Annotated in this window: 17 protein-coding genes; 5 read left to right on the top strand and 12 right to left on the bottom strand. The window is 72.9% G+C overall.

Annotated elements, in window-relative coordinates; genetic code table 11:
• Positions 1–7 precede the first annotated feature (7 nt).
• Positions 8–802 carry an SURF1 family protein gene (locus ABZ887_RS11610; protein ID WP_361286719.1) on the bottom strand — a complete coding sequence of 265 codons (795 nt, stop codon included), beginning with the start codon at positions 800–802 and terminating at the stop codon, positions 8–10.
• Between the two features lie 230 nt (positions 803–1,032).
• Between ABZ887_RS11610 and ABZ887_RS11605 the strand changes: the two genes are divergently transcribed.
• A complete protein-coding gene (locus ABZ887_RS11605; RefSeq protein ID WP_361286339.1) occupies positions 1,033–2,841 on the top strand; it encodes a prolyl oligopeptidase family serine peptidase in 1,809 nt (602 codons plus the stop codon).
• Between the two features lie 271 nt (positions 2,842–3,112).
• Here ABZ887_RS11605 and ABZ887_RS11600 read toward each other — a convergent pair whose 3' ends face one another.
• On the bottom strand, positions 3,113–5,038 hold the full coding sequence (locus ABZ887_RS11600) for an NAD-binding protein (protein WP_361286716.1): 1,926 nt from the start codon (positions 5,036–5,038) through the stop codon (positions 3,113–3,115).
• A 171-nt stretch (positions 5,039–5,209) separates the two neighbouring features.
• On the opposite strand from ABZ887_RS11600, the gene ABZ887_RS11595 reads away from it, so the two are divergent.
• Both ABZ887_RS11595 and ABZ887_RS11590 read left to right on the top strand, forming a co-directional pair.
• Positions 5,210–6,253 (top strand): permease, encoded by a 1,044-nt coding sequence (locus ABZ887_RS11595; RefSeq protein ID WP_361286336.1) that lies wholly within the window; start codon positions 5,210–5,212, stop codon positions 6,251–6,253.
• Positions 6,250–7,029: a TIGR03943 family protein gene (locus ABZ887_RS11590; protein WP_361286333.1), complete on the top strand. Its 780-nt coding sequence runs from the start codon at positions 6,250–6,252 to the stop codon at positions 7,027–7,029. The genes ABZ887_RS11595 and ABZ887_RS11590 overlap by 4 nt, the downstream gene beginning before the upstream one ends.
• 37 nt (positions 7,030–7,066) lie before the next feature.
• Here ABZ887_RS11590 and ABZ887_RS11585 read toward each other — a convergent pair whose 3' ends face one another.
• From ABZ887_RS11585 to ABZ887_RS11545, 9 genes are all read right to left on the bottom strand, one after another.
• The gene (locus tag ABZ887_RS11585; RefSeq protein ID WP_361286330.1) at positions 7,067–7,828 is read right to left on the bottom strand and encodes a metallophosphoesterase family protein; all 762 of its coding nucleotides are present in this window, start codon (positions 7,826–7,828) and stop codon (positions 7,067–7,069) included.
• Between the two features lie 84 nt (positions 7,829–7,912).
• The gene (locus ABZ887_RS11580; RefSeq protein WP_361286327.1) at positions 7,913–8,257 is read right to left on the bottom strand and encodes a toxin-antitoxin system, toxin component, PIN family protein; all 345 of its coding nucleotides are present in this window, start codon (positions 8,255–8,257) and stop codon (positions 7,913–7,915) included.
• A 31-nt stretch (positions 8,258–8,288) separates the two neighbouring features.
• Positions 8,289–8,945: a DUF433 domain-containing protein gene (locus ABZ887_RS11575; RefSeq protein ID WP_361286324.1), complete on the bottom strand. Its 657-nt coding sequence runs from the start codon at positions 8,943–8,945 to the stop codon at positions 8,289–8,291.
• A gap of 85 nt (positions 8,946–9,030) precedes the next feature.
• Positions 9,031–9,906 (bottom strand): hypothetical protein, encoded by an 876-nt coding sequence (locus ABZ887_RS11570; RefSeq protein ID WP_361286321.1) that lies wholly within the window; start codon positions 9,904–9,906, stop codon positions 9,031–9,033.
• Between the two features lie 282 nt (positions 9,907–10,188).
• On the bottom strand, positions 10,189–10,317 hold the full coding sequence (locus ABZ887_RS11565; protein ID WP_361286318.1) for a DUF397 domain-containing protein: 129 nt from the start codon (positions 10,315–10,317) through the stop codon (positions 10,189–10,191).
• Positions 10,318–10,330: 13 nt separating this feature from the next.
• A complete protein-coding gene (locus ABZ887_RS11560; RefSeq protein WP_361286315.1) occupies positions 10,331–11,566 on the bottom strand; it encodes a cation:proton antiporter in 1,236 nt (411 codons plus the stop codon).
• Between the two features lie 6 nt (positions 11,567–11,572).
• Positions 11,573–12,058: a TrkA C-terminal domain-containing protein gene (locus ABZ887_RS11555; protein WP_361286312.1), complete on the bottom strand. Its 486-nt coding sequence runs from the start codon at positions 12,056–12,058 to the stop codon at positions 11,573–11,575.
• 96 nt (positions 12,059–12,154) lie between these two features.
• Positions 12,155–12,532: a peptidoglycan-binding domain-containing protein gene (locus ABZ887_RS11550; RefSeq protein ID WP_361286309.1), complete on the bottom strand. Its 378-nt coding sequence runs from the start codon at positions 12,530–12,532 to the stop codon at positions 12,155–12,157.
• Positions 12,533–12,630: 98 nt separating this feature from the next.
• Complete coding sequence (locus tag ABZ887_RS11545) at positions 12,631–13,587, bottom strand: sulfite exporter TauE/SafE family protein (RefSeq protein ID WP_361286306.1); 957 nt, start codon at positions 13,585–13,587, stop codon at positions 12,631–12,633.
• A gap of 144 nt (positions 13,588–13,731) precedes the next feature.
• Between ABZ887_RS11545 and ABZ887_RS11540 the strand changes: the two genes are divergently transcribed.
• On the top strand, positions 13,732–14,727 hold the full coding sequence (locus ABZ887_RS11540; protein WP_361286303.1) for an ATP-binding cassette domain-containing protein: 996 nt from the start codon (positions 13,732–13,734) through the stop codon (positions 14,725–14,727).
• Positions 14,724–15,518: an ABC transporter permease gene (locus ABZ887_RS11535; protein WP_361286300.1), complete on the top strand. Its 795-nt coding sequence runs from the start codon at positions 14,724–14,726 to the stop codon at positions 15,516–15,518. Before ABZ887_RS11540 ends, ABZ887_RS11535 begins: the two co-directional genes overlap by 4 nt.
• Here the strand turns inward: ABZ887_RS11535 and ABZ887_RS11530 are convergent.
• Positions 15,496–18,717 (bottom strand): BTAD domain-containing putative transcriptional regulator, encoded by a 3,222-nt coding sequence (locus ABZ887_RS11530; RefSeq protein WP_361286297.1) that lies wholly within the window; start codon positions 18,715–18,717, stop codon positions 15,496–15,498. The genes ABZ887_RS11535 and ABZ887_RS11530 overlap by 23 nt on opposite strands.
• Positions 18,718–18,782: the final 65 nt, after the last annotated feature.

Genomic DNA, 18,782 nt, shown 5'->3' with positions numbered 1-18,782 from the left:
GTGTCCGTCAGACGGCGGTCGGCTGCTGGGTTTCCGCTTCCTCGTCCGGGCCCAGGCCGAGCGCCGCGTCCCGGGCGAACTCCACCTCGCGGCGCAGCAGCCGGAACCACATGAACACCACGAACCCCGCGAACACGAACCACTCACCGGTGTAGCCGAGGTTCTGGAACGCCTTCAGGTCCAGCCCCGAGTTGTCCGGCGCGGTCGCCGGCACGGCCGTCATCCCCGGGTCGGCCTTGTCCAGCGTGATCCACGCGTCGTACACGGGGTACGACACCAGGTTCACCAGTGAGGCCGCGCTGATCGCCGCCGTCTGTCCCGACGGCAGCCCGCCCTGGTTGCTGACGCCGTTGTCCCCGGGCGTCTCGGAGGCCTGCAGCGCGCCGGTGACGGTGACCTCGCCGGTGGGCGCGGCGGGCACCTCGGCGGCGTCGGCCCTGCCGGGCAGCCAGCCGCGTACGACGGGCAGCGCCTTGCCGGAGTCGGTGCGCAGCAGGGTCAGGACGTAGAAGCCGTTCTTCCCGTCGACCTGACGGTCGGGCACCAGCAGCTGCTTGCCGTACCGGCCGGTGACGGTGGCCCGCTGGCCGGAGGTCGACTGGTCGACGGGCAGCAGCTCGGCGAGCGGCCGGGCCGCCTCCGTCTTCGCCGCCTCGACCTGCTTGTCGGCGCTGCGATGCGCCTCGACCCGCGCATCGAAGCGGCTCAGCTGCCACGACCCCATGAAGATGCAGAACGGGATGGCGAGCAGCACGAAGACGTTGATGCCCCACCAGCGGGGTGTCAGCAGGAAGCGGTACACGCCGTCCACGGTACGGGGCGGTTCATGGCGGTTTACGGGCGGGGTGGGCGCGGCCCGGCGGGTTTTCCCGCTGGCCTGCGGGTTGGCCTGCGGGCCTGCCTGCCGGGTGGGTGCCGGGCGGGTGCCGGCCCGGACGGCCACCTGGGGGTTCGCAAAGTTATCCACAGGCTGCGGACGCCCCTCGACGCATTGTGGGTGCGGACGGGCACTATGGGGCCATGACTGCGGCCATGAGTGAGAGCGACATGCCGGACTGGGAGAAGCGCTTCCGCGCCCCTCGGGTCTCCCTGCCGGACTGGGCGGAGGACGCCCCCGACCGTTCCCTGTTCGTGTCGAACGCGACGGGGACGTACGAGCTGTACGCCTGGGACCGCGCGAGCGGGGAGCAGCGCCAGGCGACGAACCGGCCGAACGGCACGACGGACGGGCTGCTCTCCCCGGACGGCGCGTGGATCTGGTGGTTCGACGACAAGGACGGCGACGAGTTCGGCGTCTGGCGCCGCCAGCCCTTCGGCGGCGGCGCGGACGAGGAGGCGACGCCCGGCCTGGAGCCGTCCTACCCCTCGGGCCTGGCGCTGGGCCGGGACGGCCGTACGGCGGTCGTGGGCCGCTCGACGGACGACGAGGGTACGACGATCTTCCTGGTCAGAGTCGATGAGCAGCCACTGGAGATCTACCGGCACGCCGAGTCGGCGGGGGTCGGCGACCTCTCCCACGACGGCTCGCTGATCGCGATCGAGCACACCGAGCACGGCGACGCGATGCACTCGGCGCTGCGCGTGGTCCGCCCGGACGGCACGACGGTCGCCGAGCTCGACGACACCGACGGCGGCACGGAGGAACTCGGCCTGGAGGTGCTGGGCTTCGCCCCGGTCGACGGCGACCCGCGGCTGCTCATCGGCCACCAGCGGCGCGGCCGCTGGGAGCCCCTGGTCTGGGACGTCGTCTCCGGCGAGCAGACGGACCTGACCCTCGACCTGCCGGGCGACGTGAGCGCGGAGTGGTACCCGGACGGCGGCTCGCTGCTCGTCGTCCACAGCCACAAGGCCCGCAGCGACCTGTTCCGCTACGACCTGGCGACGCGCGAGCTGGCGCGTATCCCGACCCCGGCCGGTTCCGTCTCCGGGGCCACGGCCCGCCCCGACGGCACCGTCGAGTACCTGTGGTCGTCGGCCGCCGAGCCGCCGGTGGTCCGCTCGACGACCGGCGAGGTGGTCCTCGACCCGCCCGGGATGAAGTGCCCGCCGTCCGTCCCGGTCTCGGACGCGTGGGTGGAGGGCCCCGGCGGCCTCATCCACGCCCTGATCCAGAAGCCGGCCGGAGCGACCGGCCCCCTCCCCACCGTCTTCGACCTGCACGGCGGCCCGACCTGGCACGACAGCGACGGCTTCGCGGCGGGCCCGGCGGCCTGGGTGGACCACGGGTACGCGGTGGTCCGCATCAACTACCGCGGCTCCACGGGCTACGGCCGAGCCTGGACGGACGCGCTGAAGCACCGGGTGGGCCTGATCGAGCTGGAGGACGTGGCGGCGGTCCGGGACTGGGCGGTCGCCTCCGGCCTCGCCGACCCCGACCGCCTCGTCCTCACCGGCGGCTCCTGGGGCGGCTACCTCACCCTCCTCGGCCTGGGCACCCAGCCCGCCTCCTGGGCGGTGGGCATCGCGGTCGTCCCGGTCGCCGACTACGTCACGGCGTACCACGACGAGATGGAGTCCCTGAAGGCGATGGACCGCACGCTGCTGGGCGGCACCCCGGAAGAGGTCCCCGACCGCTTCGCCGCCTCTTCCCCCCTCACCTACGTGGACGACGTCAAGGCCCCGGTCTACATCTCGGCCGGCCTCAACGACCCCCGCTGCCCGATCCGCCAGATCGACAACTACGTCAACCGCCTGGCGGCCCGCTCGGCCCTGCACGAGGTCTACCGCTACGACGCGGGGCACGGCTCCCTGGTGGTGGACGAACGCATCAAGCAACTCCGCCTGGAAATGGAGTTCGCGGAACGCCACCTCACGCCTACGGCGACAGCCCCGACAGACTGACCCGCTTTCCCACCCACCCACCCGACTCGGTTCCTCAAGAAGCGAGGCCTTCACCCGCGCCGGTCACTGCTGAGGAGACGTGATTCTGGCGCCCCGAAAGGGGCGCGGGGCTGTTCCGATATGCGGCTCCGCCGCGTGGGCGCGAGCAACCGCGATGGCGCGGCACTGAACCACGGCGCGGTGCGCCCCGAAAGGGGCGCGGGGAACTGCGCGATCAGCCCCCGCGCAGCCGCAGGGATCCACGCCACCGCAACCCGCCCACCCCCACCTCTCAACCGAGCGAGTCGGGTGGGTGGGTGGGTGGTACCCGGCGTCCGGACAGCTCGGCCAGGCCCCTGCGGGTGGCGACCACCACCACCCGATCCCCACCCCGCAACACATACTCCCCGGCCGCAACCCCCGGCCGCCCCTCGAGCGCCAGCACCCGCCACGCCCCCGCCCGAAACGCCCCCTCCACGGTCCGCCCCTCCAACTGCGGATGCCCGCTCACCTGCACCGCCGCCACCAGCAACACCTTCCGCTCCACCGGAATCGCCCCGAGGATCTGCCGCCCCAGCATCGCCCCCGCGAAGGACGGCGCCGCCAGGTACGAGACGCTCCGGCTCCGGGTGACGGCATCCGGATGCGCCGCCCGCAGCGTCCGGTACACGGCGGTCGCGAAGTCGTCGTCGTACAGCCGCAGCACCGCCGTCAGATCGGGCCGCACGGACCGCGCGTACAGCACGGCCTCCAGATTCGTCGTGTCGGCGCTGGTCACCGCGAGCAGCGCCTGCGCCCGATGGATCTTCGCGGCCTCCAGGACCCCTTCCTGGGTCACGTCCCCGAGCACCACCGGCACCCGCAGCCGCCGCGCCACCGCCAGCCCGCGCGCCTCGGGATCCGACTCCACGCACACCACGGGCACGTGCAGCTCCCGCAACCGCGTCAGCACGCGTGTACCGATCTTCCCCAGCCCGAGGAGCACCACATGCCCGCCCAGCCCCCGGGGCGGCTTGCGCAGCGCGGAAGCCGTCCGGAAGGTCCCGAGCGCCTCCAGGACCGCCGCCAGCAGCACCGGCAGCAGCAGCAACCCGACCAGCCCCGTCAGGAGTTGCAGGATCTGTCTGCCGAGCGGCGCCCCGATCGCGGGGTCGTCGATGGCGAACAGGTCGAGGAGCGTGTAGTAGAAGGCCCGTACCGGATGGAGGCCCGTCACCACCGACAACGCGATCGCCAGCGCGACCACGCACGCCACGCTTCCGGCCAGCGACCACCTGAGCCGCCGCGAGAACAGCGAGGCCAGCGGCGGTACGACCCCGACCCCGCGCCCGGCGGGCTCCGCCGCCCCCGCGGACGACGACACGTGCTCCAGCACCATCACGCCACGCTCACCCGCGGCCGCCCGCACCTGCTCCCCGTCCGGCAGCATCAGCGGCCCCCGGGCCCGGCCGCCCTCGGCCGGCTCGGGCCCGGTGCTGTTCGGCGAGAGCAACGCCAGCGGGAACAGCCCCCGTTCGGCGGCGTCCCGCCCCGCGTCGGCACCCGGCGGCAGGTCCACCGCCCGCAGCACCAGGCCCTCCGTGTGGATGACCTTGCCGCGCCCGGCGAGCGCGGTGGCGGCGAGCGCCGGCGCGGCGGTGTCGGCGTCGGACAGCACGATCGTGGAGGCGTCCCCCACCGCGCCGCCCCCGCTGCCGTCCGCGTCCCCGATCGCCAACGCGGCCGCCTGGTCGAGGAGTTCCTCGATGTGCTGCCCCAACCGCCGGTTGTAGAGCCGCAGGACGAGCCGCAGCCGTGGATTCAGCCGGCGGGCGGTGAGGGCGGCCCGGATGTTGGTCTCGTCGTCGTACACGAGCGCGAGCGCGGCGGCCCGCTCCACACCCGCCTCGGCGAGCACCGCCTCGTTGGCCTCGACGGCCTCCAGCACCCGTTCCCCGCGCGGCCCTTCGACGACACCGGCGACGCCACCGGTACCGGTACCGGTGCCCCCGGCTCCGCCACCGCCGCCGTTTCCGCCGCCGTTCCCGCCCGTCCGTCCCACGGTCGCGCTGACCACCCGGTCGAACAGCGCGGCCGAGGCGGCCCGGGCGCGTCCGACGACCGGCGGCCGGACGACGCGCACGTTCGGCGGCACGACAAGGGTGACCTGTTCGCCGTAGACCGTGCGCAACTCGGCGGCCAGCCGGTGCGCGAGTCCGTCGTCCCCGCACACCACCATCTGGGCCGGACCGCCACCACCTTGATACGGAACGCTCGCCACAAGGGAAAAGACTGCCTCAACGGGACGCATGGTTCCAGCAACGAAGTGAACAGCCACCCCTGACCGCCCGTAGGGAGGGGGAGGGAGCATAATCCCCGATCTGACCGAAGTGCCGGAGGTATCCGACCCGTGGCCATCACCGAGAAAGCCGCCCCGCCCGGGGCCGCGCCCGAGGACGGGACCCCGGGCGCCGACGGCGCCGGCACCCCGCCCGACAAGGAGGGCTGGCACCTCAACTCGCCCCTGGCACTGACCCTGCTCCTCCTCCTGGTCGTGGTCTTCCAGGGCCCGGTGCGCGGCGCGCTGTCCAAGCCGGTGATGCAGAGCTGGATGACGGTGTTCGTGGCGGTGGTCGTCCAGGCGCTCCCGTTCCTCGTCCTCGGCGTGCTCCTCTCCGCGGCGATCGCGGTCTTCGTCCCGCCCACCTTCTTCGCCCGCGCGCTGCCCGACCACCCCGCCCTGGCGGTGCCGGTCGCGGGCCTGGCCGGGGTGGTCCTGCCGGGCTGCGAGTGCGCGTCGGTCCCGGTGGCCGGCGCCCTGGTCCGCCGGGGCGTCACCCCCGCCGCGGCCATCGCCTTCCTCCTCTCCGCCCCCGCGATCAACCCGATCGTGCTGACGGCGACGGCGGTGGCGTTCCCGCGCAACCCCGAGATGGTCGTGGGCCGGTTCGCCGGCAGCCTGCTGGTGGCGTGCGCGATGGGCTGGCTGTGGCAGCGGCTCGGCCGTACCGACTGGCTGCGGCTGCCGGCGCACGCGCACCACGAGGGCGAGACCAAGGGGGAGGCGTTCTGGTCCTCGGTCCGGCACGACACCATGCAGGCGGGCGGCTTCCTGGTCCTCGGCGCGATGGCCGCGGCGACGCTGAAGGCGGTGGCCCCGGCGGAGTGGCTGCGTACGGCGGCCGCCAACCCGGTGGTCGCGATCCTCGCCCTGTCGGTCCTGGCCGTACTCCTGTCCATCTGCTCGGAGGCGGACGCGTTCGTGGCGGCTTCCCTCACCCAGTTCTCGCTCACCGCGAAGCTGGCGTTCCTGATCGTGGGCCCGATGATCGACCTCAAGCTCTTCGCGATGCAGGCGGGCACCTTCGGCCGCGGCTTCGCCCTGCGTTTCGCCCCGGCCACCTTCGTGGCGGCGATCGCGGGCGCGGTCCTGACCGGGGCGGTGCTGCTGTGAACCGGCAGGCACAGGCGGCGGTGATGTTCCTGGTCGGAGGGGCCCTGCTGCACGCGGGCGGGACCAACCTCTACCTGCGCTACGTCAAGGCGGGCCTGCAGCCGCTGGTGCTGGCCGCGGGCGCCGTCCTGATCGTCGCGGCGCTGGCGACGGCCTGGTACGAGTGGAAGCGCGCCCGGACCCGGAAGGGGGCCACGCCCGAGCCACACCCCGAGACCGAGGCGCACCCGGATACGCACCCGGATACGCATCCGGAGGCACACGCCCACCCCGAACCCCGCATCTCCTGGCTGCTGGTCCTCCCCCTCCTCGCCCTGATCCTCGTCGCCCCGCCCGCGCTCGGCTCCTACAGCGCGCTGCGCACCGGTACGGCCCTGCAACAGCCGTACGGCTACCTGAAGTTGCCCAAGTCCGACCCGATACCGCTCAACCTCGTCGACTACGCGGGCCGGGCGGCCTACGACCACGGCCGTTCGCTGGCCGGCCACCAGGTCCGGATCGAGGGCTTCGTGGCCGTCGACTCGGCCGGCACCCCGTATCTCGTCCGCATGGCCCTCAACTGCTGTGCGGCGGACGCCCAGCCGGTGAAGGTGGGCCTGACCGGCAAGATCCCCCCGGTCCTGCAGCCGGACGCCTGGCTCCAGGTGACCGGCACCTACACCACCAAGCAGACCCGAGACCCGGTGAACAACGGCCCCATCCCGTTCCTCCAGGTCACCGACGCCAAGCCGATCCCGACCCCGGCCGACCCGTACGACGAGACCTGGAACAACTGACCTCCCCGGCCACGGAGGCATGGCCGGGGGGCGCGTGTCACGGGCTGTGGTCGCGTCCGTCCCGCGGGGCGAAGACCGCGAGGGCGTCGGCGTCGGTCGCGCGTGCGTGCAGGAAGTAGTCGGCCCATTCGGTGATGTCGGGGTAGGACGAGTCCTGGCTGAGCCGGGTGACGGCGCTCTGGATGTCGAAGTCCGTGGTGCGAAGTTCGACTCCCGGGCCGAGGAGGGCCCAGTGTGCTCCGGTTCGTCCGTAGGGCATGCCGATGCTGCCTGGGTTGATCACGAGTCGGCCGTGGGCGAGACGGACGAACGGCATGTGGGTATGGCCGCAGACCACGGTGCGGATGTCGGAATCGAGCCCGTCGAAGACTTCCCTCCAGCGGTCGAGGCGGGAGTCGACAAGGACGACCTCTTCGTCGTCGCGAGGGGTGGCATGGCAGAACAGCACCATTCCCAGGCCGTTCACGGGCAGGGAGAGTGATCGTGGCAACGAGCCGAGAAGGTCGAGATGGTCCTCACGGAGCTGCGAGGCCGCCCAGGGGGCAATGGGATCGGGGATGTTGTCGCGCTGCCCCCCGCGGAATTCGAGGAGTTCGCGGTCGGCGTTGCCGCTGACCCAGATGACGCGGTCGCCGAGGCTGGTCAACAGGTCGAGCACCTGGGTCGGTTGCGGGCCGGCGGTGATGTCGCCGGTGAGGACGATGCGATCGGCGGTGCTGACGTCTGGTTCGGCGAGTACGGCCTCCAGGGCCGGCAGCACGCCGTGAATGTCGGACAGGACGGCTACTCGGTTCAGCATGGTCACCACCATGAGGTGAAGCCGGCGGCGTGGTGCGGTCTTTCGCCCGGCGCGTAGCTCAGCCTGACCAACGGGTCGAGGCCCTCACGGCCAGGTGCGCTCGATACGGTCGTGGCGCACGGCGTACGCCGCCGGGCCGCCCTTCTCAAGGGCCCGGTGGATCGCATCGACGCGTGCGACGAGCCGTTCGACCATCTCCGCGCTGCGAAGCTGCTGGTTGTCCAGGTAGAACAGCACCGCCTCGCGCTCCAGGACGGGGCGGATCTCCAGGTCCCGGGTCTTGATCCGCCCGTCCTTCGAGAGCGGTACCCAGGAGCGGTCCAGGCCGTACGTGATCCACTCCTCGTCCGGGATGTCCTGGCCGTCGTCAGGGAAGGCATCCCCGATGCGGTGCACCGTCCAGCCGCATGCCCTCAGCCCCTCCGCCACACGACGTCCGAGATTCCGGTCGAGGAAGAACTCAGGCGGCAAGGTGCACCACGGCCTGGCAGAGGGCATCCACCTGCTCAGGCGTCATGTCGTAGTCGTAGGCGATGTCTTCGACCGTTTCCCCGGCCTCCCAGAGGTCGGTGATCGCCTTCACCGTGACGTGGTTGGCGGCCACCACGGGGAGACCGTGGCCGAACCTCGGATCGATCACGACGGGGACGGACTCCGGGTACTGTCGCAGCCGCAGGCTGGAGGGGAAGTCCTCACCGGGCTCCCAGGTGAGGTAACGGAGGTAGTCGGAGACCACCTCCCTGATGGGAACCTGGCCGTCCCGGGCTCTTCGGAGATCCCCCCACCCGTGCTCGACGAAGATGTCCACGCCGTCCGTGGCGATCCGCTTGGACACAAGACCGTACGGGGTGTCGAAGGCGTCCCGTACCGCGGCGGCCGCCTCTCTGATCTCGCTCATGCGGAGACCCAGCGAACGCAGAGAACGAAGGACGTGGGCCTCGGCCACTGCGATGAACGGAACGGAGGGCTGCCCCCTCCGCACCGGCTCCACCTGGTGGACCAGCGGCGCTCCGGCGGCCTGACCCTTCAGCCACGTGGCGAGAGTCGACTGCGGGATCTCAAGGAAGGAGGCCGTTTCCGTGACCGTCAGAAGTCCGTCCGTGAATCTGTCGACCATGCCCCACCTCCTCCTGATGCCGGGTTTCGCATCGTTGCACATCAAGCCTCCCACCTGCGGGTGGACCGCACACTCCGTCATGGGCTCAGCCGGCCGCGCGGAGTTGGTCCCTGGCCCGGCAGGGCCCGCAACGGCCGGGTTCCGCCGAGCGGAATCCCCGGTCGCAGCCGTCGCAGTTCCGCATCGGCGCGACCGCCGGACGTACGGAGAGTTCCGTGCTTCTGACCGGCACCGGAAGGGGAGTTTCCTTGAGCCGGTAGGCGAGGATGCCGGCCGGGCGGGTCAGGAAGTGGTCCGGGAGCCGTGCGGTGAGGTGGTCCGTGATGTGCGTGGGCAGGAGGCCCGCCGCGAGCCACCGGGCGACGGCCGGGGCGAGGCGGGCGGCTTCCTGCGCGGACAGGATGAGGCGGGGGTCGACCCGGCGCAGGGCGGTGAGTACGGCGACGGCTCGCGGGTCGGCGTCGGCCTCGGCGAGCGGGATCGGCGTCCCCTCCTCGGCCGGTGCGGGTGCGGGCGTGGTAGCTGTCTCCTCCGCAGGGGCGGTGACCTGCGTTCGGGGCCTGCGCGGCTTCGGCGGCTCGGGAGGCCCGTCCGGGTCCGTGTCCGTACCGCCGCCGGGGACGTCGTAGAAGTATGTCCGGGTACGGATCTGTCCGGAGGGAAGGCGCTCGCGGCGGCGCTCCAGGTATCCGGCCTCTTCCAGTTCCCTGAGGGCTCGGGACATCAGGATCTCGCCCTCGGTGAAGTGCTCGCAGAGGGCGGTGATGCTCACGGGGGCGCCGTCGGGGAGGGAGTGGATGTACGCCGCGACACCGACCGTGACCGCGCTGCCGCGGCGTTGCGCCAGGGCGTTGGAGATCACGGTGAAGTCGGCGGTGAGCCGGGTGCGGACATGGATCACGCCGGAGGTCGGAGCTCCGGCGTCGGCGCGCAGGGGCGCGTTAGACTGCGGGTCAGCCATCGGGAAGTTCGCTCTTCCTGATCGGTCAGGCCCTCGATCGGGATGCCAGTCCCGGCCGGGGGCCGTCGTCTGTGTGAGGTTGTCGCGGCGAACGTAACCGTCCGCATCCCGCGCCTGCAAGCCGATCACTCGGACGGGTGACGCGGGCCGTGCGGCCGGGGAGGGCGGGTGGGCGGGTGGTTCTTTCCCCCGGTTCTTTGGGGAGGTCAGTGGCCTGCCGGGCCCTCGCGGACAGGGGTCCGGTGGGCCCCGGGCCTGGACAGCGACCGGAGCCCGGCGGACTCAGTGGCGGTGGCCCCCGGCCTTCAACCCGCCTGTGAAGGCGGCCCAGGAGGCCGCTTCGAAGCACAGCGCCGGACCGTGCGGAACCTTGCCGTCAGGGACGGGGACGGCGGCCGGACGCCTCAGCACCGCCTCGTCCCGGTCACGTCCGGCCGACCGTGTCCTGGTCGTCGACCGGGGTGGCCGGGGCCGGTACGGGGAGGGGCTTGTGGGTGGTTCTCGTGCGGCCGGTGAGGCGGCGGGCCATCGGCTCGGTGTAGCGGGCGGTGAGGGGGCCGAGGACGACGAGGATCAGGACGTAGGCCGTGGCCAGGGGGCCCAGGGAGGGTTCGATGCCGGCGGTGACGGCGAGGCCCGCGATGACGATGGAGAACTCGCCGCGGGCGACCAGTGTGCCGCCGGCCCGCCAGCGGCCCTTGGCGGAGATCCCGGCGCGTTTCGCGGCCCAGTAGCCGGTGGCGATCTTCGTCAGGGTGGTGACGGCGGCGAGGGCGAGCGCGGGCAGCAGGACCGGCGGGATGCTCGACGGGTCGGTGTGCAGGCCGAAGAAGACGAAGAAGACGGCGGCGAACAGGTCGCGGAGGGGCGAGAGGAGGTGGTGGGCGCCCTCGGCCACCTCGCCGGAGAGGGCTATGCCGACGAGGAACGCGCCCACCGCAGCGGAGACCTGGAGCTTCTGTGCGATGCCGGCGACCAGCAGGGTCAGCCCCAGCACCACCAGGAGCAGCTTCTCCGAGTCGTCGCTGGAGACGAACCGCGAGATGTGCCTGCCGTAGCGGACGGCGATCAGCAGGACCAGCCCGGCGGCGCCGAGGGCGACGGCCAGCGTGAGGCTGCCCGCCGCGAGGCCGGCGCCGGCCAGCAGCGCGGTGATGATCGGCAGGTAGACGGCCATGGAGAGGTCTTCGAGGACCAGGATGCTCAGTATCACCGGGGTCTCCCGGTTGCCGAGCCGCCCCAGGTCCCCGAGCACCTTCGCGATCACCCCGGACGAGGAGATCCAGGTGACGCCGGCCAGCACCACGGCCGCCACCGGGCCCCAGCCCAGCAGCAGGGCCATCGCCGCGCCGGGCAGCGCGTTCAGCGCGGCGTCGACCAGGCCCGCCGGGTACTGCGTCTTCAGGTTGGAGACGAGATCGCTGGCCGTGTACTCCAGGCCGAGCATGAGGAGAAGGAGTACGACGCCGATCTCGGCGCCGATCGCGACGAACTCCTCACTGGTGCCGAGCGGGTAGAACCCGCCCTTGCCGAAGGCGAGCCCGGCCAGCAGGTAGAGGGGGATGGGCGAGAAGCGGAGACGTCCGGCCAGCCGGCCGAGCAGGCCGAGGCCGAGGATGATCGCACCGAACTCGATCAGGAAGACGGAGGAGTCGTGCACGCGGACTCACTCCCGCCCGAGTATCGCGGCGGCCGCGTCGACGCCCTCACGGGTGCCGATCACGATGAGCGTGTCCCCGCCGGCGAGCCGGAAACCGGGCGTGGGGGAGGGCACCGCCTCCGCGCGGCGCAGTACGGCGACGATGGAGACGCCGGTGTCGGTCCGCATCCGGGTCTCGGCAAGGAGCCGGCCGTTCCAGTACGACGTGGCGGAGAGTTCGATCCGCTCGGCCACCAGCCCCAGGTCGGTGGTGGACAGCAGGTTCGGGCTGTGGTGGGTCGGCATCAGCGCGTCGATGAGCGCCGCCGTCTCGCCCGAGGACAGCCGCAGCGACAGGGCGCACGCGTCGGGGTCGTCCCGGTGGTAGGCGCTCAGGATCCGTGAGCCGTCCCGGTGCGCGACCACGGACACCCGGTCCTGCTCCCGCGTGGTGAGGTCGTAACGGACCCCGATTCCCGGCAACGGCGTCCTGCTCAGGCGTGGAGCCCCCAAGGCTGTCTCCCCTGTCTCGTCGTGTCGTCGCGCAGGTTCTTTGCGCTTTCTTTAACAACACCCTAACGGGAGAGGGGGAGGGGGGAGAGGCAGGTCCTAGGACGGGTACGGGACGTAGCAGTCCAGCGCCGGGTGGTACAGCACGTGCCAGGTGCGGCCCTCGACGACTCCGCTGGCCGGCAGGCCGTGGCAGGTCTGGATCCACTCGATCTTCTTCTGCAGGACCGTGCCGTAGAACCCGTCGGCGGCGACTTTGGGCGGCTCCCCGCCCCACGCGTTGCTGAGGCACTGCGCCTGTCTGACCGCCGCTCCGGTGGCGCCGTACGCGAGCGTCGGCCGGTAGCCCGACGCCACGTAGGCGCAGCTCTGGCCGGAGGCGGCCGAGGCGGTATGGGGCACCGCCGGGCCCAGGGCGACGGCCGCGCCCAGTACCGCGGCCGAGGTGAGCAGTCGGAGCAGTCGGTTTCGTCTCATGCCCGCTCCTTCGGGGGGCGACTCGACTTCTGCCCATGGTCGCGCGGGAGCGGTGACGCCCGCGAGTCGGGAGCCCCCCGGTCACCTGGGGCCCCAGGTCACCTGGGTCCCGGGACGCCCGCCATCTCCGCCGCTTCCGCCGCTTCCGCCGCTTCCGCCGGCTCCGCCGTCCCCGCGGCACCGGCCCGTGCCGAGCGCCGGTCGCGTACGGCGGTGAGCGCGGCGAGCAGCGCCATGGCCAGGCAGCCGAGCACGACGACCGTGGACGACGCCTTCAGCATCGCAAGACCGGACCCGGTGAGCAGCACGACCAGGGCCCAGCGCACCGTGGATCCGGCGACCCGGCTGGAGACGAGGGAGCCGAGCAGCACCCCGGGGATCGCGCCGATCAGGAGCGTCGCCGCGAGCCCCAGGTCGGCGTCGCCGACGAGCAGGTGGCCCAGGGCGGCCGCGGCCACCATGGGGATCGCCTGCACCAGGTCCGTACCGACGAGGTGGTTGGCCTTGAGCCGCGGGTGGGCCAGCATCAGCATCACGATGATCAGGGAGCCCGAGCCGACCGAGGTCATCCCGACGATCACCCCGCCCACCAGCCCGATGAGCAGCGTGGCCACGGGCCGTACGGGGACCCGGGCGTCCTCTCCGTCCGCCCCGTCCGCGGCGGTGCGGCGGCGGTCGAGCCACATGCGGGCGAGCATGCCCACGACCGCGAGCATCAGCGCCGTACCGACGACGTACTTGACGCGCTGCTGCAGGTCGTCGCCGTCGCCGAGCGCGCGGAGCAGGAACACCCCGCCGAAGGCGGCCGGGACGGCGGTCGGCAGCAGCCAGCGCACGATGTCCCAGCGCACGGTCCCGGCCCGCTGGTGGACCACCGCGCCGAACGGCTTCATGAACACGGACGCGGCCAGGTCGCTGCCGATGGCCGAGGTGGGATTCACCCCGAACACCATCACCATGATCGGCGTCATGAGCGCTCCGCCGCCCATGCCGGTGAGCCCTACGGCGAAGCCGACCAGGGCTCCCGCGATGACGATCGGAACGGTGGAATCCATGGTGGGGGACCTTAGCCACCTTTCCTATGGGAAATGTATGGAAGGCCGCCGGTTTCAGCGCTCCGAGGCCGTCCCGCCCGGCTTGAGCCCGGCTGAAACCGGGCTGAAGCCGGGTTGAACCGCGGCTGCCGCACGCTCTGCGGCATGACGACGAACGAACACGAGCAAGGACGCGAACCCGCGATCGCGGCCACCGGGCTGCGCAAGGCCTACGGGGACAAGACCGTCCTCGACGGCATCGACATCCGGGTGCCCGCCGGCACGATCTTCTCCCTCCTCGGGCCGAACGGCGCCGGCAAGACCACGGTGGTCAACATCCTGTCCACCCTGATCTCCGCCGACGGCGGCGAGGCCCGGATCGCCGGGCACGACCTCGCCGCCGAGGCCCAGCGGGTACGGGCCGCCATCGGGGTCACCGGCCAGTTCTCCGCCGTGGACGGACTGATCACCGGCGAGGAGAACATGCTCCTGATGGCCGACCTGCACCACCTCTCCAAGCAGCGGGGACGGCAGGTCACCGCCGAACTGCTGGAGCGGTTCGACCTCACCGAGGCGGCGAAGAAGCCCGCCTCCACCTACTCCGGCGGCATGAAGCGCCGCCTCGACATCGCCATGACCCTGGTCGGCAGCCCGCGGATCATCTTCCTCGACGAGCCGACCACCGGCCTCGACCCGCGCTCCCGCCACACCATGTGGCAGATCATCCGCGAACTGGTCTCCGGCGGCACCACCGTCTTCCTCACCACCCAGTACCTGGAGGAGGCCGACCAGCTCGCCGACCGCATCGCGGTGCTCAACGGCGGCCGGATCGTCGCCGAGGGCAGCGCCGAGGAGCTCAAGCGGCTCGTCCCGGGCGGCCACGTCCGGCTGCGGTTCTCCGACCCGGTGGCGTACGAGCGGGCGGCGACCGAGCTCCGCGAGACCACCCGCGACGACGAGGCCCTCACCCTGCAGATCCCCAGCGGCGGCAGCCAGCGCGAGCTGCGCGCCATCCTCGACTGGCTCGACGCCGCCGGCATCGAGGCCGACGAGCTCTCCGTGCACACCCCCGACCTGGACGACGTGTTCTTCGCCCTGACCGGCAACCCCGCCGCCTCGACCGAGAAGACCGCCAAGAGCGCCAAGGAGACCGTCCGATGAGCACCGCTTCCTACGCCCTCCGCGACAACCTCACCATGCTGCGGCGCAACCTCCTGCACGCCCGCCGCTACCCCTCCCTCACCCTGAACCTCCTGCTCACCCCGGTCATCCTGCTGCTGCTCTTCGTCTACGTCTTCGGCAACGTGATGAGCGCCGGCCTCACCGGCGGCCACGCCGACCGGTCCGCGTACGTCGCCTACCTCGTCCCCGGCATCCTCTTCCTCACCGCGGCCATGACCTCGCTGGGCACCGCGGTGGCGGTGGCCACCGACATGACCGAGGGCATCATGGCCCGCTTCCGCACCATGGCGATCTCCCGCGCCTCGGTGCTGATCGGCCACGTGGTCGGCAGCGTGATCCAGACGATGATGGCGCTGGTCCTGGTCCTGGGCATCGGCCTCGCCATCGGGTTCCGGCCCGACGCCTCGCCGGTGGAGTGGCTCGCGGCGGCCGGCCTGATGGCCCTGGTCAGCCTGGCGCTGACCTGGCTCGCCGTCGGCATCGGCCTGATCAGCCCCAACGCCGAGGGCGCCAGCAACATCGGCACCCCGCTGGTGATGCTGCCCTTCCTGTCCAGCGCGTTCGTGCCGGTGGACGCCATGCCGGGCTGGTTCCGCTGGTTCGCCGAGTACCAGCCCTTCTCGCCCTTCATCGAGACCCTGCGCGGTCTGCTGCTGGGCAGCGGGATCGGCACCCAGAACGCGGTGCTCGCCCTCGCCTGGGGCCTGGGCCTGACCGTCCTCGGCTACCTGTGGTCCAAGGCGCGGTTCAGCCGTGAGCCCCGGCAGTGAGCCCGTGCAGCGCCTGCCGGGCCGCCGCCCGCAGCTGATCCGGCCCCAGGGCCGCGTACCCCGACCTCGCGTCGGCGTACGCGGCCCTGTCCGCGTTCTCGGCCGCCTGCCGGGACCGGGCCGAGGAGAGGGTGGGCAGGTCCCGCATCACCGGCAGCTGCTCCGCCAGCGCCAGCAGCCGTACCGCCGCCGTGTCGCCATCGGTTGCCGGGTCGCCGGCGGCCAGCCCGGCGTGGCCGAGGGCCAGCAGCACCGAGCCGTACACCGGCAGTTCCAGCAGGTCCCCGGCGCCGGAAGCGTCGCCGGACAGCATCTGGAGCAGCCGTTCCCGCAGCTGCCCGGCCAGCTCGGCGACCGGCTCCAGCCGGCCGTGCTGGGCGTGCGCGGCGAGCGCGGCCGCCTGCACCTGGAGGGACCACGAGTCCAGGAAGGGGTCGTCCGCGGCCTGCGCACTGGCCTCCCGGATCCCGAGCGCCGCCTGCCGCCAGAGGCCGAGGCCGACCTCGGTCAGCCCCCGGGCCAGCGCGATCTCCGCCCGGGCCTGGAGCAGTTCGGGAGTGAAGGCCTGCGGGGAGTCCGGCTGCCGGTCCGGGGCGGCGCGGCCCAGCCAGTACTCCGCCTCCTCGATCTCCCCGCGCTGCAGACAGGCGGAGACCAGCGCGTAGCGGACGCCGATCGCGTCGGACCAGGTACCGGCGTCACCGAGCGCGTCCGCGGCCCGGAGATGGTCGTACGCCTCCGCGCCGCGCTCCGTCTTGAGGCACAGCTCGCCCATCCGCCCATGGCTGAGCAGCAGCATGATCGGGTTGCCGAGCGGCTCCACCGCCGTGACCATCCGGCGCGCGTACCGGAGCGCGCGCTCCGTCTCGTACGCGGACTCCCACAGGTAGCTGGCGACGCCCGCCGCGATGCCCGCCAGCAGCGGCTCGGCGGCGTCGCACAGCTCCTCCAGCCGCTCGTACCGCGGCGGGCGCATGTCCGGGACCGCGCACAGCACGGCGGCCAGCGCCCGCGGCACGGTGTCCGCCGGGACGGTCGGCAGCCGGCGCAGCGTGACGAGCTGGCGCACGGCGTGCGGGCCGTAGCCCATGAAGAGACCGGCCGCGCAGACCGCCGCCGCGCTCCGGGCCGCCTCCACGTCCTCGGGGCGCTCCGGTCCCGGGCGGAAGTGGGACAGCGGCCCGCCGGTCTCGGCGGCGAGGGTGACGAACCGGCTGTAGCTGTTGCCGACGGACCACAGGGAGGCGAGTACGGCGGTGACGGCGGCGGTGGCCGGCCCGTCGGCGCGGGCCAGGGCGTGCCGCAGCGCGAGGACGAGGTTGTCCTGCTCGGCGCGGACGCGGTCGAAGGAGGACAGCGCGTCGGTGCTGTACATCCCGGCGTGGTGGGCTCGGCCGAAGTCCCGGGCCCAGGCGAGGAACCGGCCCGTCACGGCCTCGTCCTCACCCGCCTCCGCCAGCCTTGCGGCGCCGAACTCCCGCAGCGTCTCCAGCATGTGGAAGCGCACCCCGGCGGGCCCCTCGCCCACCTTGATCAGCGACTGACCGGCCAGCTGCTCCAGCAGCTCCATCGCGTCCAGGCCGGAGCCGTCGCCCCCGCCTACCTCGTCGCCTTCGCCTTCGGCGACCACGTACTCCGCCGCGGTCGCGTCGAAGCCGCCGGGGAACACCGACAGCGCCCGGAGCGCTGCCCGCCCCTCGGGCTCCAGCAGGTTCCAGCTCCACTCGACCACGGCTCGCAGCGTGCGATGCCGCTCGGGGGCGTCCCGGGCGCCGCCGCGCAGCAGCGCGAAACGGTCCCGCAGCCGGTGCGCGATGTCGGCCACGGAGAGCACCCGCACCCGGGCCGCGGCCAGCTCCACGGCCAGCGGCAGCCCGTCCAGATGACGGCAGATCTCGGCGACCCGGTCGGCGGGCAGCTCCACGCCGGGCCGGGCGGCCCGCGCCCGCTGCCCGAAGAGCTCCACGGAGGTCGCCAGGGACAGCTCCGGCAGCGCGTACACGGACTCCGAGGTCAGGCCGAGCGGGGCCCGGCTGGTGGCGAGCACCCGCAGTTCCCTCGACCGTGACACCAGTGCCTGTACGAGAGCGGACGCGCCGGCGATCACGTGCTCGCAGTTGTCGAGGACCAGCAGCGCGGGACCCGGTCCCAGCGCGGCGACGATCCCGCTCACCGTGTCCGTGCCGCCGCCCGGGAGCTGGCGGCCCTCCCCGCCGCCCACGGCCGCGGCGACCTCGTCCGCCACGTCGTCGTCGGTGACACCGGCCAGGGTGACGAAGTGGACGACGGGCTGTTCGGCCGCCCGGCTCACCGCGTGCGAGAGCCGGGTCTTGCCGAGCCCGCCCGGGCCGACGAGGGTGACCACCCGGGCGCCGCGCAGCAGCCCGGCCACGGCGGCGACGTCGGCGTCCCGGCCCAGCAGCGGGTTCGGCTCGTGCGGCACCCCGTGCCGGACCGGCGCCGCGTCCGCGCTCAGCAACTCCTGGTGCACGGCCCGGAGTTGCGGCCCCGGATCGCTGCCCAGCTCGTCCCGCAACCGGCGCCGGTAGCCGTCGTACCGGGTCAGCGCCGCCGCCCGCCCCGCGCCGGCGGCCTCGCAGCGCAGCAACTCCGCCAGCACCTCCTCGTCCCGCGGCAGCTCCCGGTTCAGCTCGGTCAGCGGCGCGGTGGCCTCGGCCCGACGGCCCAGCCGGGCGAGCGCGAGGGCGTGGGAGCGCGCCAGCGCCCGGTGCGCCCGCACCCGCTCGGCCCGCAACGCCGCCACCGGGTCGTGCAGTTCCTCGTCCGCCCCGGCGCCCACGCTCCCGTCCCACAGCGCCAGCCCCGCCTCGGCCCGCGCCAGGGATCCCTCGTGGTCCCCGGCCCGGGCCCGCTCGGCGGCGGCCGCCTCGTGCACAAGGAGCGCGGAACTGTCGACCGCCATCTCCTCCAGCCCCAGCCGGTACCCCGTCGGCGTGCTCAGGATCAGCTCGGCACCCAACTGCGACCTGAGCCGGGACACCAGGATCTGCACCGCCTTGCCCGGCCGTTCCGGCAGCTCGTCCGGCCACAGCCCCTCCACCAGCCGCCCGGTGCTGCAGCCGGTGCGCAGCTCCGCCGCGAGCAGCGCCAGCAACCCGCGCAGCCGGGGCGCGGTGACCTCCCGTCCACGACAGGCGACTCGGGGGAGCAGGGTCAGTTCGGGGGTGTCGGTGGTCACCCGTGCAGAGTAGGCGGCTCGGGCGAAGTCCGCTGCGGTTCGGCAGCGCCCCGTCAGGGGCGCGG

Source organism: Streptomyces sp. NPDC047061 (assembly GCF_040643955.1).
Classification (GTDB): Bacteria; Actinomycetota; Actinomycetes; order Streptomycetales; family Streptomycetaceae; genus Streptomyces.
The sequence above is the reverse complement of the archived record's forward strand: the minus strand, read 5'-3'. Positions and strand labels throughout refer to the sequence as shown.

Excerpts from the sequence above, each read along its gene's own strand:
- ABZ887_RS11535 (WP_361286300.1), top strand. The coding sequence starts at position 14,724 with ATGAGCACCGCTTCCTACGCCCTCCGCGACAACCTCACCATGCTGCGG.
- ABZ887_RS11605 (WP_361286339.1), top strand. The coding sequence starts at position 1,033 with ATGAGTGAGAGCGACATGCCGGACTGGGAGAAGCGCTTCCGCGCCCCT.
- ABZ887_RS11550 (WP_361286309.1), bottom strand. The coding sequence starts at position 12,532 with ATGAGACGAAACCGACTGCTCCGACTGCTCACCTCGGCCGCGGTACTG.
- ABZ887_RS11585 (WP_361286330.1), bottom strand. The coding sequence starts at position 7,828 with ATGCTGAACCGAGTAGCCGTCCTGTCCGACATTCACGGCGTGCTGCCG.
- ABZ887_RS11600 (WP_361286716.1), bottom strand. The coding sequence starts at position 5,038 with ATGGTGGTGTGCGGGGACGACGGACTCGCGCACCGGCTGGCCGCCGAG.
- ABZ887_RS11545 (WP_361286306.1), bottom strand. The coding sequence starts at position 13,587 with ATGGATTCCACCGTTCCGATCGTCATCGCGGGAGCCCTGGTCGGCTTC.
- ABZ887_RS11540 (WP_361286303.1), top strand. The coding sequence starts at position 13,732 with ATGACGACGAACGAACACGAGCAAGGACGCGAACCCGCGATCGCGGCC.
- ABZ887_RS11570 (WP_361286321.1), bottom strand. The coding sequence starts at position 9,906 with ATGGCTGACCCGCAGTCTAACGCGCCCCTGCGCGCCGACGCCGGAGCT.
- ABZ887_RS11575 (WP_361286324.1), bottom strand. The coding sequence starts at position 8,945 with ATGGTCGACAGATTCACGGACGGACTTCTGACGGTCACGGAAACGGCC.